This window comes from Bacillus sp. V2I10 (genome assembly GCF_030817055.1).
GTDB lineage: Bacteria > Bacillota > Bacilli > Bacillales > Bacillaceae > Bacillus_P.
Genome location: NZ_JAUSYV010000001.1, coordinates 2,578,213 through 2,594,838, shown reverse-complemented (window position 1 = coordinate 2,594,838; position 16,626 = coordinate 2,578,213). Strand labels below are relative to the sequence as shown.

The following is a 16,626-nucleotide window of genomic DNA, read 5'->3' as shown; positions in this document are numbered from 1 at the left end:
CTTATTAACATTGACATACTTCTATTGTGAATCTCATTCATGCCTTATGGAATTCACAATACTATAGAATAAATATCTTTTTTTAGATTTTTGTATTAATCTAGAAAACATAGATAAAGATGTAATGGGGTAAGCATAAAACTTTCTATAAAGCTATTTTTAGTAGTATTGACGAATGTGGCGATAACTCATAGCTGATCTTATTACTTACCGAACCAAGCTGTTCTCGCTTCCACAAATCTCTGAGTTGTAATGGCATTGATGAAGGCAAATCTAGTTGACTGAAATCAACTGAAACTTTTTGCGTTATGTCACCAATATTAAATAATGCAACATAATAGCTCTCATCACCTTGTGAAGCCCATACCACCTTTTCATCTTCCCTATATACTTGACGCGCGCTATGGCTATATTTGTGCATTTCAAGCACTTCTTCATTTGTTAGTAAAGATAATGTCCAATCATCATTATCCCTTAGCTCACCGCCAAACATCAGTGGAGAACGAAAAATTGACCATAATGTCATCATAGTTACCTGCTCAGCCTTGGTAAATCTTGTGTAACGGTCACTTGCTCCACCATCAACTGAACGTATACCAATATGGCCTAAAGGCAGCATGTCTGCATCTGGCCAATGACCAGGTCCGACATTTTTGCTCCATTTATAACAACGATCAAACATGTTATACAACGACTCCCAAAGATCCCAAAAATCATCGGTCATCCGCCACATATTTGCATTTTCTTCTAATAAGCTTGCTTGTTCTAGTTGTGCAGGTCCTGGAGATAGGCTTAAAACCATGGGACGGCCACAAAGATCTATAGCTTTCCTGATCATTTTTATTTCTTCTGTGTGAGTACTGTAAAGCTTTGAGGCTGCAATATCATCTACTTTAACGAAATCCACTTCCCACTCAGCATATAGCTTAAACAATGAGTCATAGTATGCTTGTGCTCCTTCTTTTGCAGCATCCACACCATACATATCTGTATTCCATGGACAAATGGAATTAGGTTTAGCGATGTCCCTCGCCTTAACATCTGCACCAAGTATTTTTGTATTTTGATGAACCGCTTGACAAGGAATCCCTCTCATAATGTGGATGCCAAATTTTAACCCGAGATTATGGATATAATCAGCTAATGGCTTAAAACCTTTTCCTTCCTTTGCTGAAGGAAAGCGATTAACAGCTGGAATTAATCTTGAATATTCATCCATTTCCAAGGGTACAAAATGTCGATATGCTGAAGAAACAGCCCCGGGCTCTGACCATTGAATGTCAACGACTATATATTCCCAGCCGTATTGCTTTAAATGTGCTGCCATGTATTCAGCGTTTCCTTTTACTTCTTCTTCCCTAACTGCAGCACCATAACAATCCCAACTATTCCAACCCATCGGAGGAGTTAAAGCATATTTATGATGATTCAATTTTTCCCACTCCTTTTATAACTAATCTTTACTTGGGCAAAGTGAAACTCATAGTATTTTTTCGTTTTATAGCGCTTTCAAAATTATAAATAAGATTAACAAAGCGAACGAACTTAATAGTTGAGCGGATGTATTTGCATAGTGTGAAAATACCGATAATTTGTACGTACATTCAGATTAATGATATTCTATTTGTTTGTCAAGAAGTTCTGTATTAATTCTAACGCAACATTTTTCAAAAAAAATGACAGCTAAAAAAAATATATTTAGAGAAATTAATATTTAAATACACTGATAAACTAAGCCACTCTAAGGTTCAAGAATTACCCACACAATATTCAGAGTTTTTAAAAATTTATTTACGTGTACACCTAAGTTGTGTATTCTTAACTTATACGAACAACTTATATTTTATTGAACTTGGAACGTTTTGATAACAGCATTTAATAAACCATTTGACAAACACGATTATAAAAGCGATTACAAAATACTAATGGGAGGGACAGTAGGTATGAAAGGTGTAACAAGTTGGTATATTCGTATTGGTGAATGGGCATTTCATTTGTTTGTACTGAATATTTTATGGTTCTTGTTTTCTTTATCGGGACTTTTTATACTAGGTATATTTCCAGCTACTGCAGCTATACATGCTGTAATAAGAAAATTAATAATGTCAGCAGAGAACGTTTCTATCATTAAATTGTTTTGGAATACTTTCAAAGTAGAGTTTCTAAAATCAAATCTTCTAGGTTATATATTTTTAGTTGCAGGATTTATTTTATATATCAATTTAAGAGTGCTGCAGCAATTAGATGCCAATATTTTTAATCAATTCATGATTGTCATTACTTATATTGCAGGACTACTCTATCTATTAACTTTGCTTCATGTATTTCCAGTCTTTGTTCATTATAATTTTAAAACAATCGATTATATTAAATATGCTTTTGTCCTATCAATAGGCAGACCGTTACAATCTACCTTAATGATCGCTGTATTAGTAATTACGATATTATTATTCTTTCAAGTTCCTGGTTTAATTCCAGTGTTTGGGATCGGTTTAATAAGTTATATAATAATGAAAATATCTTCCAGATCGTTTCCAGGTTTAGAGCATTCTTATGATAGAAAAAATAATCATTCAACGCAATAATAAACGAACTGTTTTTTCGAATAAGAATTTATAAAGAAAAAAGCACTTGAGAATTTGCGTAATCATTCTCAAATGCTTTTTTTATTTTGTTTTCATTTACAAAATCTTAAAATGTACTAATCCTTATCTGAAACACAGCGATCAGTTATCCTTTTACAGATCCAATCATAACACCTTTTTCAAAATATTTTTGTAAAAATGGATACACAACTAAAATCGGCAAGGTAGAAACTATGATAACACCATATTTAATTTGATCGGCGTATCTTTGTGCATACCCTCCTCCAGCTCCTCCACTGCCAGCACCTTCAGCGAAAACCTGGTTGGAAATGAGGATATCTCTCAATACAATTTGCAGCGGCTGCAAACTATAATCTCTAATATAAATTAAACCCGTAAAGAAGTCATTCCAATGCCAGACTAAGTAATATAGTCCAATAACGGATATTACCGCTTTTGACAAAGGCAATACTATTTTTGAGAAAAATTTAACGTGATTACATCCATCCATAATGGCAGCTTCATACATTTCATTTGGAATCGTACTTTCAAAAAAAGTTCTTGTAATAATAAGGTTAAATACATTTACTGTAACTGGGTTAAAGATAAAGACCCACATTGTATCTATCATAGATAAATCTTTCATTAATAGGTATGTTGGGATTAACCCGCCATTAAAAAACATGGTGAAGACGAAGAAAAACATTAAAGGACGTCTTGCTCTAAACTCTTGTCTTGATAGTGCATAAGCTGCTGGTAATGTGAATAACAAATTAATTAAGGTACCACCTAACGCGTAGATCATTGTATTTCTGTATCCAATCCAAATTCTTGAATCTTGAAAGATCTCCTGATACCCAAAAAGACTAAATCCCTTTGGGAAGAATAGAACTTTTCCAGTAGAAACAAGTGTTGAATCACTGACTGACGCAATAATGACAAAATACAAAGGATAGGCAATGACTAAGAATACTAAAGCACATGTAGTGTAGATAAAAATATCAAATAGTAATTCTGAGTAATTTTTAGTTTTTAGAAAGCCCATGACCTTCCCTCCTTGCTAATAGTAAATGTTTCTCTATTACCACAAACTTATTCTTGAAGTTCTTTTTGCAATATAATTCATGACTAACAATAAAGTGAAATTAATTAAGGTGTTAAACAAACCAATCGCTGCAGCATAACTGAATTGGTTAGAAATAATACCAATCTTATATACATATGTTTCTATAACCTCTGAAACTGGGAGATTTAATGAATTTTGCATTAAAAATATCTTTTCGAATCCTGTACTAATGATATGCCCCATATTTAGGATAAGGAGGATAATGATTGTAGGAATAATGGCTGGAATCTCTACATTCCGGATAATTTGCCACCTATTAGCCCCGTCAATCTTAGCAGCATCGTATAATTGCGGATCAACGCTAGAAAGTGCTGCCAAATAGATAATACTATTCCAGCCTACATGCTGCCACACGTCAGAAAGCACGTACACTGGCACAAAGGTTTCTGTAGAAGCTAATAAATTCAATTCCTCAAAACCCATCTTATTTACTAAGAGCCCTAAAATACCAGTGTTTGGTGATAAGAGTACATTTAACAACCCAACCAACACCACCAAAGAAATAAAGTGTGGTAAATAGACTGTAGTTTGAAGAATTTTTTTTCCCCGCTTCCATCTGATTTGGTTAATTAACAATGCCAAAATAATGGGAGCCGGAAAACCTATTAAAATTGTTGTTAAACTAATAACTACTGTGTTCTTCAAAAGGTCGGTAAACAAATGGCTATTTATAAATTGTTCGAAGTATTTTAGCCCTACCCATTCTCCCCCGGTGAGTTTAGCAGTAAAGTCATATTCACGGAAGGCTAATTGAATTCCGTACATCGGAATGTAGTTAAATATGATGACACAAACAATTGCAGGAAGGATCAACAGCCATAATTGATAATCACGTTTAAATGTATTAAAGATTGTTTTCTTTTTTTGCAAAGGTATAGAAGTGATGCTATTAATTTTTTTTGATTCCAAGTTTATAAAGGGCATGAACAAAATTCTCCTTTATTTATAGAAGATGCTATACCACAACATAAAATGGTATAGCATCTCCCAAATTATTTATTAAGAATGATTGATTGCATCAGCCTTTCACAGTGATTTATTCCATTTTGGACTTGTAATCATCATAGTACTCTTGGACGATTTCAATATTTCCCGGGAGTCCCATTTGATTCATTTTTTCGACGTAAGAATCCCATTCCGAATCAATTCCGCCTTTTGTAACCCATTTGGAGAAATTCGCCATTGCCAGGTTCATCAGTTCTGTATTGACCAGGCTCATCACATTGTTATCTTCTTCAGAATATTTTAAGAACGTATCAGGTAAAACGTCGTTTTCAGTGTCAATAGCATCCAATGCACTCTGTAGTGCTTCTGTTTGCTCTCCAACTGACTGCATATCTGTACCTAAAGTCAGTTTTAAAGAATCAGAAATATACAATGGTCCATTATCTGCCCATGAAGATGTCCATTTCCAAGTTCCTGGATCCATTTTTTCATCTTCTGGAGGAAGAATACTGTAAGTTTCGTCACCATTATCTTTGATGTTAGGTCCTAGAGAACCAAATAATACCTGCATACTAACTTTTGGATCATACAATTCATTAATAAATCTCATGGCGGCTTCTTTATTTTTTGTTTGTGAGGACATTTGAATCATGTTAACGCCATAGTTTAATACATTATAATCATACGTCCATGATGGCTTTACAGTCGAGCTTTCATCTATCTTAAGCGGGGCAATAGAGGAATATTGCGGAGCTAATTCATTACCGAATCTGTCTGTTAGTTCCCAGCCATACGTATATCCAACAGTTGCAGTTTCTCCCTCTCCGCGTGCAACTGATTGATATTTTGTATAATCCTGAGTAAATGCTTCCCCACTAATTAATTTCTCCTTATAGAGTTTGTTCAAAAATTCAACGAGTTGTTTATAACGTTCATCTACAAAGAAGTTGCTCACTTTACCATCTTCAGCAAAATAGCCTTGTCCACCGCCGCCAACTATAGTCATACCAGTACTTCCCAGCAGAACAGTAGGGTGAAAGAAACCAAAACCTCCAGTTCCTATAGGAGCAAAGTCCATTGGAATTTCATCATTTGGATCACCATTGCCATTTGCATCTTCTTCTTTAAATGCTTTCAAAACGGTATATAATTCATCCCAATTCGTTGGTTGTTCTAAACCTAAATTGTCCAGCCATTTTTGATTGATAAATTGTCTTGTTCCAGTATCAGGCCAATATCTCTGATATTTAGGTAAACCGTATATTTCGCCATTAAGCTGCGTTGAAATAACTTTTAATTCAGACTTTTCTTCAAACATTTTTTGTATATTTGGTCCGTGATCCTCGATTAATGGTGTTAAATCTTCAAAAAGTCCTTTGAATTTGGAAAAGTCTGCGTCCGTTATTGCATTTGGTCCTACGATTATATCTGGAATATCACCGCCAGCAAGCATAGCACCTTTTTTCTGCTCCCAGTCTGCTGTCACCTCTTCCCATTTAATCTCCACGCCTGCTCGTTTCTCAGCTTCTTCTAACCATTCCATTTTGTTAACATTTTTTGTCAGTGGATGTTTCGTTATAAGTCCAGTTAAAACAACTCTTCCATCTTTAGTTACCTCTTGCTCCTTACTTGTTTTATCACTGCATGCTGCCAGAGTCGTTGTTGCTAAACAGGTGGTTAATAACAATGATAATACCTTTTTCATGGTAATTCCCCCCTTTTGTTTTATCGAAAAATAACCTTAGCTAAAAAAGATTACCTGTAAAAATTGCTTATTATTAGTTGTTATGGTTAGGCGATGGTGTGTTTTGATAGATTCAGGTGCAGAAATAAGAAGTAAAGAATGATTAGAAACAGTTTCCAGTTGAGAAAAGCCTTAAGTTTCTCCGCTGTCGGCTTGACATCTCATCATCCGTCATTTGAAACCATAGGAGCTGTAGTTGTTATAATTTTTTAGGAGAGTTTTAGTGTATATTAATAAATTTCAAAAGACTGATGTAAAGCATGATCATCTTGGGTATATAACCTAACTTACTATGTCCCCCCCTTCAATAATCTTTTATAAAAGACTAAAATGTTCTAAAAATGTAATAATCTAGCGCCATTAATGTTCTGTGCATTTTGATAACGCTTACAAACTGTTTATTATTAAAAAGTGTTTAGCTTGGATGACACATAATTGATTAATTCTGTATGATTTGCATAATGTTGTACGAATGTGTGTTGAGGTGAAAATGTTATTCACCAATTCATCCGTATAAGTTTATTGTAAGTAAATTTATTGCTTTTTTCAATCATTAATTTTTTTATTTTTTTGATAATTCAAACAAAACTTATCCGTATGTGTTTTAGCGATTTAAATTTGTCAGTTCCTGCTTTTGAGAAAAACAGAGAATATTAGGTTAATGAATGAAAATATTATAGTTATTCAAGCTTCATTGCTAATTTTTAATATTCAAGATCTTACTGCTGAGGGGATATCAACTTCCAATCTAATCCTAATAAATGGTAGGATGTTCATTGAAAATGTAACTATGCTGCGCATTCATGAAGCAGATAATTATTAATGGAAGGAAACACGACTGTAAGTGAGGCAGCCTCTCATGCTGGCTTTGTAATTATTACTTTTTTGAAAAAGTGATTAAGAGCCTCCATTTTCATGGAAGCTCAGCAATTTCTCATATTACAAGGTTTCATTTAGGATGCTATCTATTCTTCAACATCCACTTATACAAAATGTAAAGCAATATTCATCATTCTTTTATTTATCAAGAAGAGAGTTAGCAAGATTAATCAAAACTTTCGCCTGTTCTGCTGTAAATTCACTGCCGATCTTTGTCTTCACTTGATTGATATAAGATCTTATTTGTCCATTTCTTGCATGAATTTTCCCCTTCTCTTCAGATGATTTAGCTGCTTCAAGCTTGCTAATAAATGGTTTAGGATTATAATTCTTATTATCACTTTGTTCCAGAAACTGTTCTGTTAAACTACCTAAGCTTTTATAGTTTACAGTAACTATTATGTTTAGAGTTGCACTTGAGCTATTACCTGCTTTATCAATTGCATGTCCTATAATAGAGTGAGATCCTAACCCTAGCTTATAAGCAGGTATCGTCAAACCCTTGCATGATGAGGAGGCTATTCCTGATAGAGCATCTTCTGCTATGCATGTAATATTCATTTCCTGATTCACACCAAACTCAGTTCCATCTGCTTCTGAAAAAGTAATCATTGGAGCTGTCTGATCAAGATTGATTTCTACTGATTTTTTCTCTTCACGATTGCCTGCCTTATCGATACTCCAGTACTGTAAAAGATATTTGCCATCCTTAGATATCTTTACTGAATCTCCTATTTGTTCAGCCCCTTCATTTAAACTGTAATGAGTTGATTCAATACCAGCCTCATTATCTTCAGCAGTAAAGTTAACTGTAACAGGCTTACGATACCATCCGTTTTTTTCACTTTCTTCAATTTTATGATTCGTTTCTGGAGCGATTTTATCTGGATCTTCCACTTCTGGAATTTCTCCTGATTTATAGTAACCAATAATTTTCTCTTCTGAAAGAGCTTTTGAATCATATATGAGTACCTCATCCATTAAACCTTTATATGGAAGATCCCAGTAGTTTACACCTAAGCTAAATACACCATCAGTAGTAGTAAATATATTTGAAAATCCAGTACCTGTGAACGTTTTAACGCCGTTTATATAAATAGCTATTTTACCATTATCAACAGTAAATGCGACATGTGACCATTCATTTACTTGAAGTTTTATCTTGGTGTCAGCATCATACCATCCATTATTTGATGACCAAATCATCGAATTATTGTTGACCCAGTCGCCACCTCTAGGTACTAAGCTTATCCAACTGTCAGTATTGCGCGCTCCAAAGAAAGCCGTTGTGAAGTCTGTTAATTGGTCTGGTTTAAGCCACAATGAAACCGTATATTTATTACTAGAAATAAGGCCGTCTGGTAAGCGAATACCTGATGCGCCATCAAACATAACAGCTTTTCCAACTTTGCCGCCCGCGTAAGTATTAGCTCCGCCTGTATTATTGATCCTATTACCTGTAACCGTTCCTGAATAAGCATTATTCGTACTATCAACTAAACTATCCTCAAAAGCATAGTGAGCAACTAATTTACCCTCTTTTTGGGGTAAAACAGTAATTGAAAAGGTTTTAGTTGCCGAACTATCACCTTTTGTTATTGTCGCTGTCAGCGTAACAGTAACATTCTCTTCTTCAGTTGGACGCGTCACAATTCCTTGCCCAGACACAACTTCAGGATTAGAAGACTGCCAAGTAATTTCAGAATGGCGTAACCCCTTTGTAGGTAAGGTTAGGTTACTAATAACATTGCTTGTATCACCAAGATCCAAATCATTTTTTACAGCTTTTACAATTTCTTCATCTGATTTAATTTCGGTTTTACTGCCCCAAATTGATACACCTTCATTTGATAATGCAGTGAAAGTCATCACGAAACTTTCTGAAGTTGGATCCCACTGACGTACAAATACACCGTCATAGGTACTTCCATCCACCTTCAATACCACTTTATTATCACCAGTTAATTCCCACGTGCCATTACCTTCTCCAGAGATTGTTCCATCATTATTTAAGCTTACAATAACTGATTCTTTAATACCTGAAGAAATATCTTTACCATGATTAATAAACTTGTAATCTCCACTTATATCTGATTCTGAAATATTTTCTAATGATTCACCTGCGTATCGATGCGGCGAAACGACAGGCCATCCTTCGGCGTTCATATACATTTTATGAACACGAATTTCATGCTGCTCACCTTTTTCAGGGAAGCGTGTATGAAAGATTAAATATTGCTCATCTGTCTCTTCATCATAGTAGACTGAATTGTGCCCTGGAGAAACATACCCAGTACCAATCCCTGTTCCAGGCTCCCCAATTTCTCTAGTAAACAAGAAATTCCCCATCAATTTTACGCCATAAGGTTCGATTGATGCATCATCAAAAAGTGGTAGAGCAGGGTCAGCTTTTACGTTTATCATATCATTGCCTTCTGCATCATAGTATGGTCCATCTGGTTTTTCAGACCGTACTACACGCATGTTGTAACCGCCAAATGAATCTAATCCCCCAAATGATAGATACATATAATAATAATCTGTTACAGGGTTATACTGGATATAGGGAGCCTCAATTCTACTATGATTTCCTCCAAGCAGTTTTTTCCCATATCCTTGGTCTGGTAAGGGTTTTCCCGTTTCACCATCTAATTCAAGAATAAAAATACCTCCTGAATATGAACCATACATCATCCAAAGTTTTCCTTCAGCATCAAAGAACACATCTGGATCTACAGTATTCGGATGAATGCCAGCATCATAAATCGTTCCATCTTCACTAATTTCGTCCCACATTCCTGATTTTAAAATAATTCCGGTATCCTCATAAGGACCTTCAACATGATCTGAGACTGCTATACCAAGTGCGGAGCGTGGAGAATCACCTTTACAAGCATTGTAATACATATAGTACTTACCATCTTCAAGCTGAATAACATCAGAAGCCCATAAAGTATCTGATTGAGACCAATCAAACGTTTCTTTTAGTTCCTCCACCACATTTTCAAACAAGGGGTTTTCTGGATTAACTTCTGATGCAAAGCGTTCCCATTGCATAAAATCCTCTGTTTTAGCTGCTGCCAAATGAGATCCGAACACATAAAAGGAGTTATCTACTTTTATGACAGATGGGTCGTGTACAGATGCATTTTTAAAAACTGGCACCTTATCCGCTTGAACTTCAGGATCATAATAAAAATTTGATCCTGAAATAATAAAAACAATTGCAAAGAAAAAAATCAATATTCTCCTAAAAACTTTCCCATTCATCTTCCCATTCTCCTCTTCAGAAACATAATGAATTTCATTCCTTTGATTTTGCATAGAATATTAAAATATATCGCAATAAAACTAAAGCAACAGCTAGTTTACCACTTCTAACGAAATCAACATTATTCAAGTTGACTATCTTGATAGTACCAATTAGCATTTTGGCTCGAAAAGGTAAACCGAATCATATGATAATACTTACAAAGGCACTAATATTGATATAGGAAGCTTTTCAGATTTATACCCTTAATCTAAAAAGGTGGAATGCGTGAAGAATACTGATACGAGTGAATTTTTTACATTGCATGAAATTCAAATATAAGAAAAAACGAGGAGCGGCTGTAACAATCAGATGTCTTCAATATCAACTATTTTCATTTCCCGATAGGTGATTTCATTAGTCTGACTGTTATCAACCACGTTTTATTCCAGTCCAAATTATCTAAAAACAACATCATTCCAGCGTAATTCATTTTTGAAAGCATGTTTATTTGTGTCATTATTAATTAATGTACATTCAATTCCTACTAATTCAGACCAGTCTCTTAATTGTTCAGCTGTTACTTTGTAAGAGAATACTGTATGGTGGGCACCACCAGCAATAATCCAGTTTTCAGCACCTTCACTTAGAGATGGCTGTGGAGTCCAAAGTACTCTTGCAACGGGTAGGTTTGGCAAGTTAATTTCAGGTTGTTTCGCATCTACTTCGTTAACAACTAAACGGAATCGTTGTCCAAGGTCGATAATTGATGCATTAATTGCTGCACCGCTTTTGCCATCAAAGATTAGACGAGCAGGATCTTCTTTTCCGCCAATTCCCAGAGAATATACTGCAACTTTCGGTTTCGTTGCTGAAATCGTAGGGCAAATTTCAAGCATATGTGATCCTAGAACAAGCTCATTTCCTGGCTCAAAGTGATAAGTGTAATCTTCCATGAAAGAAGTATCTTCATTGTTAGCAATAATTTTCAAGGTACGAAGTAGTGCTGCAGTTTTCCAGTCACCTTCACCAGCAAATCCATAGCCTTGCGACATTAAGCGTTGAACAGCAAGTCCTGGTAATTGCTTCATGCCGTGTAAGTCTTCGAAGGTTGTTGTAAATGCTGTGTAATTTCCTTCTTCTAAGAAGGCTTTCATGCCTAACTCAATTCTTGCTTGGTAACGAATTGATTCGCGAACAGCAGATCCTTCTTCCAACCCTTCAGGTACAATATCGTACTCTCTCGCATACTCTTCCATTAGCTGATTAACTTCTTGTTCAGTTACATCATTCATTCGTTGTACTAAATCACCGACTCCATAACCATTAACTGTCCAGCCAAGTTTAATTTGTGCTTCAACTTTATCTCCTTCAGTAACTGCCACTCTGCGCATGTTATCACCGAAGCGCGCAACCTTTAAGTTTTGCCCTTCTGAAAAAGCAACTGATGTACGCATCCAGCTGCCGATTCTGTTTCTTACTTCATTGTTTTCCCAATGACCTACAACAACTTTTCTTTTTACATTCAATCTGCAGCCAATAAATCCAAATTCACGGTCACCATGTGCGGATTGGTTTGTGTTCATGAAGTCCATATCAATGCTATCCCAAGGGATGTCACGGTTGAATTGAGTATGAAGATGCAGCATCGGTTTTTGTAATGCTGAAAGACCAGCGATCCACATTTTAGCAGGTGAAAATGTATGCATCCATGTGATAATACCAGCACAGTTTTCATCCGCATTTGCCTCTAAACATAATCTGCGAATGGAATCTGCCTCTTTTAATACCGATTTAAAGACAAGTTTATATGTAACCGCGGTGTCACGATCAAGAGCTTCTGTAATGAATCTAGAATTCGCTTCTACTTCTCTAAGTGTTTCTTCTCCGTATAAGTCTTGACTACCTGTTACGAACCAAAATTCATATGATTTAACTGTTAACATTTGTTTTCCCCCTTAGTGACTGAATGATTGATTATTGGTGGTTTACCTTTGCATCTTTTTGACCATAGTACGCATTAGCTCCATGCTTGCGAAGATAGTGTTTATCTAATAGCAATTGATCAATTGGATTGATATCTGGATTAAGTTGGTATGTGTGTAACGCCATTTTCGCTACTTCTTCTAACACGACAGCATTGTGTACGGCTTGGAAAGGATCTTTCCCCCAACAAAATGGCGCATGTCCTGATACTAAAACACCTGGGGTAGCTAGTGGGTCGATTCCGCCTGTTTCAAAGGTTTCAATAATGACATTGCCAGTTTCAAGTTCATACGATTTTGTAATTTCTTCTTTAGTTAGCGTTCTTGTACAAGGAATTTCTCCATAATAGTAATCTGCATGTGTCGTTCCTAATGCTGGTATTGAACGGCCTGCCTGTGCCCAGCTTGTCGCCCACGGTGAATGAGTGTGAACAACACCCCCAATTGCTGGAAAAGCTTTATAAAGAGCTAAATGTGTTGCTGTGTCTGATGAAGGACGCATTTCTCCTTCAACGATATCGCCTTCTAAATTCACAACAACTAAATCTATTATTTTTAACTCCTCGTAAGCGACACCGCTTGGCTTGATTACCACAAGTCCATTTTCACGATCAATCCCGCTTACATTTCCCCACGTAAACGTCACCATTTTATACTTTGGTAAATGGAGATTTGCATCTAATACTAGCTTTTTTAAAACTTCAAGCATAATTTTTCTCCCTTCTTTGTGAAGTGTGAAACAAACCTATGTTTAGTCTCCACTCCCCCATAATCAGTTTTATTCAAAAATGATTATTGTGTAATAACAGTTTTTTTATAGAAACACTAGCTTTCTTAATTTTCTTCAAGTTTTTCATTACATCATTCTCACCGCGTCCAAAATATTCATACAGTCGTGAGTATTCTGCAAATAACTGGTCATATACCTCCGCATTCCGCTGAACAGGCTGGTAGATATCTTCTTTTAATCTAGCCATCTCTTTTGCAGCTTCTTTTATAGAATTGTATCCGCCTCGTTCTTTCCCAGCTGCTACAGCCCCAAACATTGCAGATCCCAGTGCCGGAGTTTGTGAAGAGGCTGAAATACGGATATCCATATTTAATACATCAGAGTATATTTGCATCATAAGTGTGTTTTTCTCAGCAATTCCACCACATGCATATACTTCATAAATTGGAACTCCGCTATTTCTGAAAGCTTCTACAATTGTGCGTGTTCCAAATGCAGTAGCTTCAATAAGTGCTCGATAGATTTCTTCAGGCTTTGTAAGTAAATTAGCACCTAATAAAACACCTGTTAAATCCGCATCGACTAATGTTGAACGGTTACCGTTCCACCAGTCCAACGCAATTAAACCGCTTTCACCAACCTGCAGCTGAGCTGCCTTTTCAGTTAAAAGCTGGTGGATGTTAACGCCTTTAGTTATGGCTTCCTCATAGTAGGCTGCAGGAACACAATTTTCAATGAACCATTCAAAGTGATCTCCCACACAGGACTGGCCAGCTTCATAGCCCATTAACCCAGGGATAACACCACCTTCAACAACTCCGCACATACCAGGGACAACCTTTTCCTCATTCCCTAATAAAATATGGCATGTAGACGTTCCCATAATCATTAATAGTTTACCAGGCTCAGTAATTCCTACAGCAGGTACAGCAACATGCGCATCTACGTTTGCGATTGCAACTGCAGTTCCTGGATTTAGGCCAATTAATTTTGAAGATTGTTCCGTTAGTTCCCCTGCTTTTGAACCGATGGGAACAATGTCACGCGATAATTTTTCTTCAACAACATTTTCTAAACGTTCATCTAGAGCTTTAAAAAACTCTTTAGCTGGGTAGCCATCTTGCTTATGCCACATTGCTTTATATCCAGCAGTACAGCTATTTCTTTTTAAATCACCTGTTAATTGATAGATAACCCAATCTGCTGCTTCAACGAATTGATCAGTTGCCGTATAAATTTCTGGTGCTTCGTTTAAAATCTGCCAAAGTTTAGGTACTAACCACTCTGAAGAAATTTTCCCCCCGTATCGTTGAAGAAAATTTTCGCCTCTTGCTTCTGCAATTTCATTTAAACGATTTGCTTCATCCTGTGCTGCATGGTGCTTCCAAAGCTTAACAAAGCTATGTGGATGATTTTTGAATTCATCTGTCATGCATAAAGGTGTTCCATTCTTATTGATTGGTAAAACTGTACATGCTGTAAAATCAATTCCAATGCCAATAACATCATCAGCAGAAATGTTAGCTTGCTTTAAAACTTCTGGAATTGTCGTTTCCAACACTTCTATATAATCTGTTGGATGCTGTAAGGCCCAATCGTTTTCAAGTTTTGTATTGCCATTCGGCAAAAATTCATCCATTACTCCATGAGTATATGGTTTAACTGCTGTAGCAACTTCTTTTCCTGTACCAATTTCCACAAGTACGGCTCTTCCAGATTGCGTTCCATAGTCTACACCTATTGAATATTTAGTCATATTTTCACCCCGGCTTCATTCTTTAAAACATATATCCTCACAATTAAAAAGATAAGGAGGTTCATTTATTATTTTTATACGTACAAGTTTGATGAGAGCTATAACTTTTCACCAAAAGTTAAGGTTTTTTTAAAAAAAATCCTGTTGAATTCCAACTCGTACGTATAACCTTAAGTAAATCTTAGCACTTTTAAAATTTTTTTCAATACAAATTTAGTAATCTCTTTGTACTTTTTACTTTGTTTATCTGTTACTTATACTTACAAGTTGTGAGGATCATTTATTTTTACTCTTTCATCCGCTTATTTACCTTTTTAGCGATTATGACATATCCATTTTCATTTTTACCTGTAAAGACAAGAGTAGATTTCCAGCTGCTCCAATTCCATGCAGGTAGGACAATGATGTTTTGTTTACCAAATGTACCGCTTATAAATAGTTCAAATAAGTTGTAATTTACATATTTCCAATATCCATTTTCTTCACTGGCTATTTTTCCATCTGGCAGCAGTTCAAATAAAGATGAACGGATCTGGTTATTTTCATGCTTATCAAATAAGATGCATTCCCAGGTCCCTGCAATAGCAACGGGATCTATAGACTGCTCTATTTCACCTGCATATCGTTCTGGTGATACTAGAGGCCAACCGTCTTCTGTCCATAAAATTCTGCGGATGTGCAAAGCATGATGTTTTTTTGTCCTTTCACCTCTAGCGTGATGGCAAATGAAATATTGATCTCCATCTTTCAATACAGAGTTATGTCCTGGTCCGATCCATCCCTCTGCCTGACCAAACTTATAACCGCCAAGAACTTTCATACCAGTTTCGTTTGGTTCAATTTCAATATTTGTCATGACATTTCCATCAAAATCGAGATAAGGTCCCTCTATATGATCTGCTTTTGCGACACGTATATTATAGGTGTTGAACAGTGAATCATATGAAACAAACAAATAGTACTTTTTCAGTTCTGGATGATACAAAATGTAGGGTCCCTCAACTGCGGCTTCAACACTATGATGTCTTCTAGCGATTAATTTCCCCTCGTTTTGTTCCGCTAACTTACCGGTAGCAGGATCAATTTTAGAAAGATAAATCCCCCCAAAAAAGGAACCATAGACCATCCAAGGAGTTCCGTCCTGGTCAAACGTTATATTCGGGTCTATTGCATTTGGTTTGTCTTTTCCATGTTCTGTTTTGAAAACCTCACCTTGATCTGTCCATGGACCTTCGATATGCTTGCTAGTTGCAACTCCAATAAAAGATTGATTTTTTCCAAATTGCGATGCTGCATAATATAAATAGTAAGTATCACCATATTTTGTTACATCCGGTGCCCACAGCCCTTTCGCACCTGTCCATGCAAATGCTTCCTCAGGAATATGTTCAAATGCATGACCTACCCATTGCCATTCAATTAAATCCTTCGATTTTCGCACTTGAATGCCGCCTGACAGTTCTCCTCCAACCATTGCATCAGTCGAGAAAACATAGTAAGTATCTCCGTCTTTTATTAGAGCTGGATCATGAACATTATGAATAGTCCATAATTCTTCTTGCGCAGCAATTAACTGATCATACAAGTCATATTTAATTGGTTCTTTCGGAAAAATCATCTTCGTCT

At 36.0% G+C, this 16,626-nt stretch carries 10 protein-coding genes and 1 pseudogene; 1 reads left to right on the top strand and 10 read right to left on the bottom strand.

Annotated features, from left to right (window positions below; genetic code table 11):
- Nucleotides 1-145: 145 nt before the first annotated feature.
- A complete protein-coding gene (locus QFZ72_RS12950) occupies nt 146-1,432 on the bottom strand; it encodes a glycoside hydrolase family 27 protein (RefSeq protein ID WP_307433870.1) in 1,287 nt (428 codons plus the stop codon).
- A gap of 511 nt (nt 1,433-1,943) precedes the next feature.
- On the opposite strand from QFZ72_RS12950, the gene QFZ72_RS12945 reads away from it, so the two are divergent.
- Entirely contained in the window at nt 1,944-2,585 is a 642-nt protein-coding gene (locus tag QFZ72_RS12945) for a YesL family protein (RefSeq protein ID WP_307433868.1), read from the top strand.
- Nucleotides 2,586-2,730: 145 nt separating this feature from the next.
- On the opposite strand, the gene QFZ72_RS12940 is transcribed toward QFZ72_RS12945, so the two are convergent.
- The 9 genes and pseudogenes from QFZ72_RS12940 to QFZ72_RS12900 form a co-directional block, all read right to left on the bottom strand.
- The gene (locus tag QFZ72_RS12940; protein ID WP_307433866.1) at nt 2,731-3,630 is read right to left on the bottom strand and encodes a carbohydrate ABC transporter permease; all 900 of its coding nucleotides are present in this window, start codon (nt 3,628-3,630) and stop codon (nt 2,731-2,733) included.
- Nucleotides 3,631-3,666: 36 nt separating this feature from the next.
- The gene (locus QFZ72_RS12935) at nt 3,667-4,635 is read right to left on the bottom strand and encodes an ABC transporter permease (RefSeq protein ID WP_307433865.1); all 969 of its coding nucleotides are present in this window, start codon (nt 4,633-4,635) and stop codon (nt 3,667-3,669) included.
- A 112-nt stretch (nt 4,636-4,747) separates the two neighbouring features.
- Nucleotides 4,748-6,361 carry an extracellular solute-binding protein gene (locus QFZ72_RS12930; protein ID WP_307433863.1) on the bottom strand — a complete coding sequence of 538 codons (1,614 nt, stop codon included), beginning with the start codon at nt 6,359-6,361 and terminating at the stop codon, nt 4,748-4,750.
- Nucleotides 6,362-7,417: 1,056 nt separating this feature from the next.
- A complete protein-coding gene (locus tag QFZ72_RS12925) occupies nt 7,418-9,073 on the bottom strand; it encodes a LamG domain-containing protein (protein ID WP_307439748.1) in 1,656 nt (551 codons plus the stop codon).
- Nucleotides 9,074-9,100: 27 nt separating this feature from the next.
- Nucleotides 9,101-10,549 (bottom strand): annotated as a pseudogene (gene abnB, locus QFZ72_RS12920) (arabinan endo-1,5-alpha-L-arabinosidase AbnB); the annotation flags it as partial.
- Between the two features lie 438 nt (nt 10,550-10,987).
- Complete coding sequence (araA, locus tag QFZ72_RS12915) at nt 10,988-12,475, bottom strand: L-arabinose isomerase (protein ID WP_307433861.1); 1,488 nt, start codon at nt 12,473-12,475, stop codon at nt 10,988-10,990.
- 31 nt (nt 12,476-12,506) lie between these two features.
- Nucleotides 12,507-13,223 (bottom strand): L-ribulose-5-phosphate 4-epimerase, encoded by a 717-nt coding sequence (araD, locus tag QFZ72_RS12910; RefSeq protein ID WP_307433860.1) that lies wholly within the window; start codon nt 13,221-13,223, stop codon nt 12,507-12,509.
- 73 nt (nt 13,224-13,296) lie between these two features.
- The gene (araB, locus tag QFZ72_RS12905; protein ID WP_307433858.1) at nt 13,297-15,000 is read right to left on the bottom strand and encodes a ribulokinase; all 1,704 of its coding nucleotides are present in this window, start codon (nt 14,998-15,000) and stop codon (nt 13,297-13,299) included.
- A 286-nt stretch (nt 15,001-15,286) separates the two neighbouring features.
- Nucleotides 15,287-16,618 carry an arabinan endo-1,5-alpha-L-arabinosidase gene (locus QFZ72_RS12900; RefSeq protein ID WP_307433856.1) on the bottom strand — a complete coding sequence of 444 codons (1,332 nt, stop codon included), beginning with the start codon at nt 16,616-16,618 and terminating at the stop codon, nt 15,287-15,289.
- Between the last annotated feature and the right edge of the window lie 8 nt (nt 16,619-16,626).

What these genes read in the sequence shown, in the direction of transcription:
- QFZ72_RS12945 (WP_307433868.1), top strand. Translation starts at nt 1,944, where the DNA reads ATGAAAGGTGTAACAAGTTGGTATATTCGTATTGGTGAATGGGCATTT.
- araB (WP_307433858.1), bottom strand. Translation starts at nt 15,000, where the DNA reads ATGACTAAATATTCAATAGGTGTAGACTATGGAACGCAATCTGGAAGA.
- QFZ72_RS12935 (WP_307433865.1), bottom strand. Translation starts at nt 4,635, where the DNA reads ATGCCCTTTATAAACTTGGAATCAAAAAAAATTAATAGCATCACTTCT.
- QFZ72_RS12930 (WP_307433863.1), bottom strand. Translation starts at nt 6,361, where the DNA reads ATGAAAAAGGTATTATCATTGTTATTAACCACCTGTTTAGCAACAACG.
- araD (WP_307433860.1), bottom strand. Translation starts at nt 13,223, where the DNA reads ATGCTTGAAGTTTTAAAAAAGCTAGTATTAGATGCAAATCTCCATTTA.
- QFZ72_RS12900 (WP_307433856.1), bottom strand. Translation starts at nt 16,618, where the DNA reads ATGATTTTTCCGAAAGAACCAATTAAATATGACTTGTATGATCAGTTA.
- araA (WP_307433861.1), bottom strand. Translation starts at nt 12,475, where the DNA reads ATGTTAACAGTTAAATCATATGAATTTTGGTTCGTAACAGGTAGTCAA.
- QFZ72_RS12940 (WP_307433866.1), bottom strand. Translation starts at nt 3,630, where the DNA reads ATGGGCTTTCTAAAAACTAAAAATTACTCAGAATTACTATTTGATATT.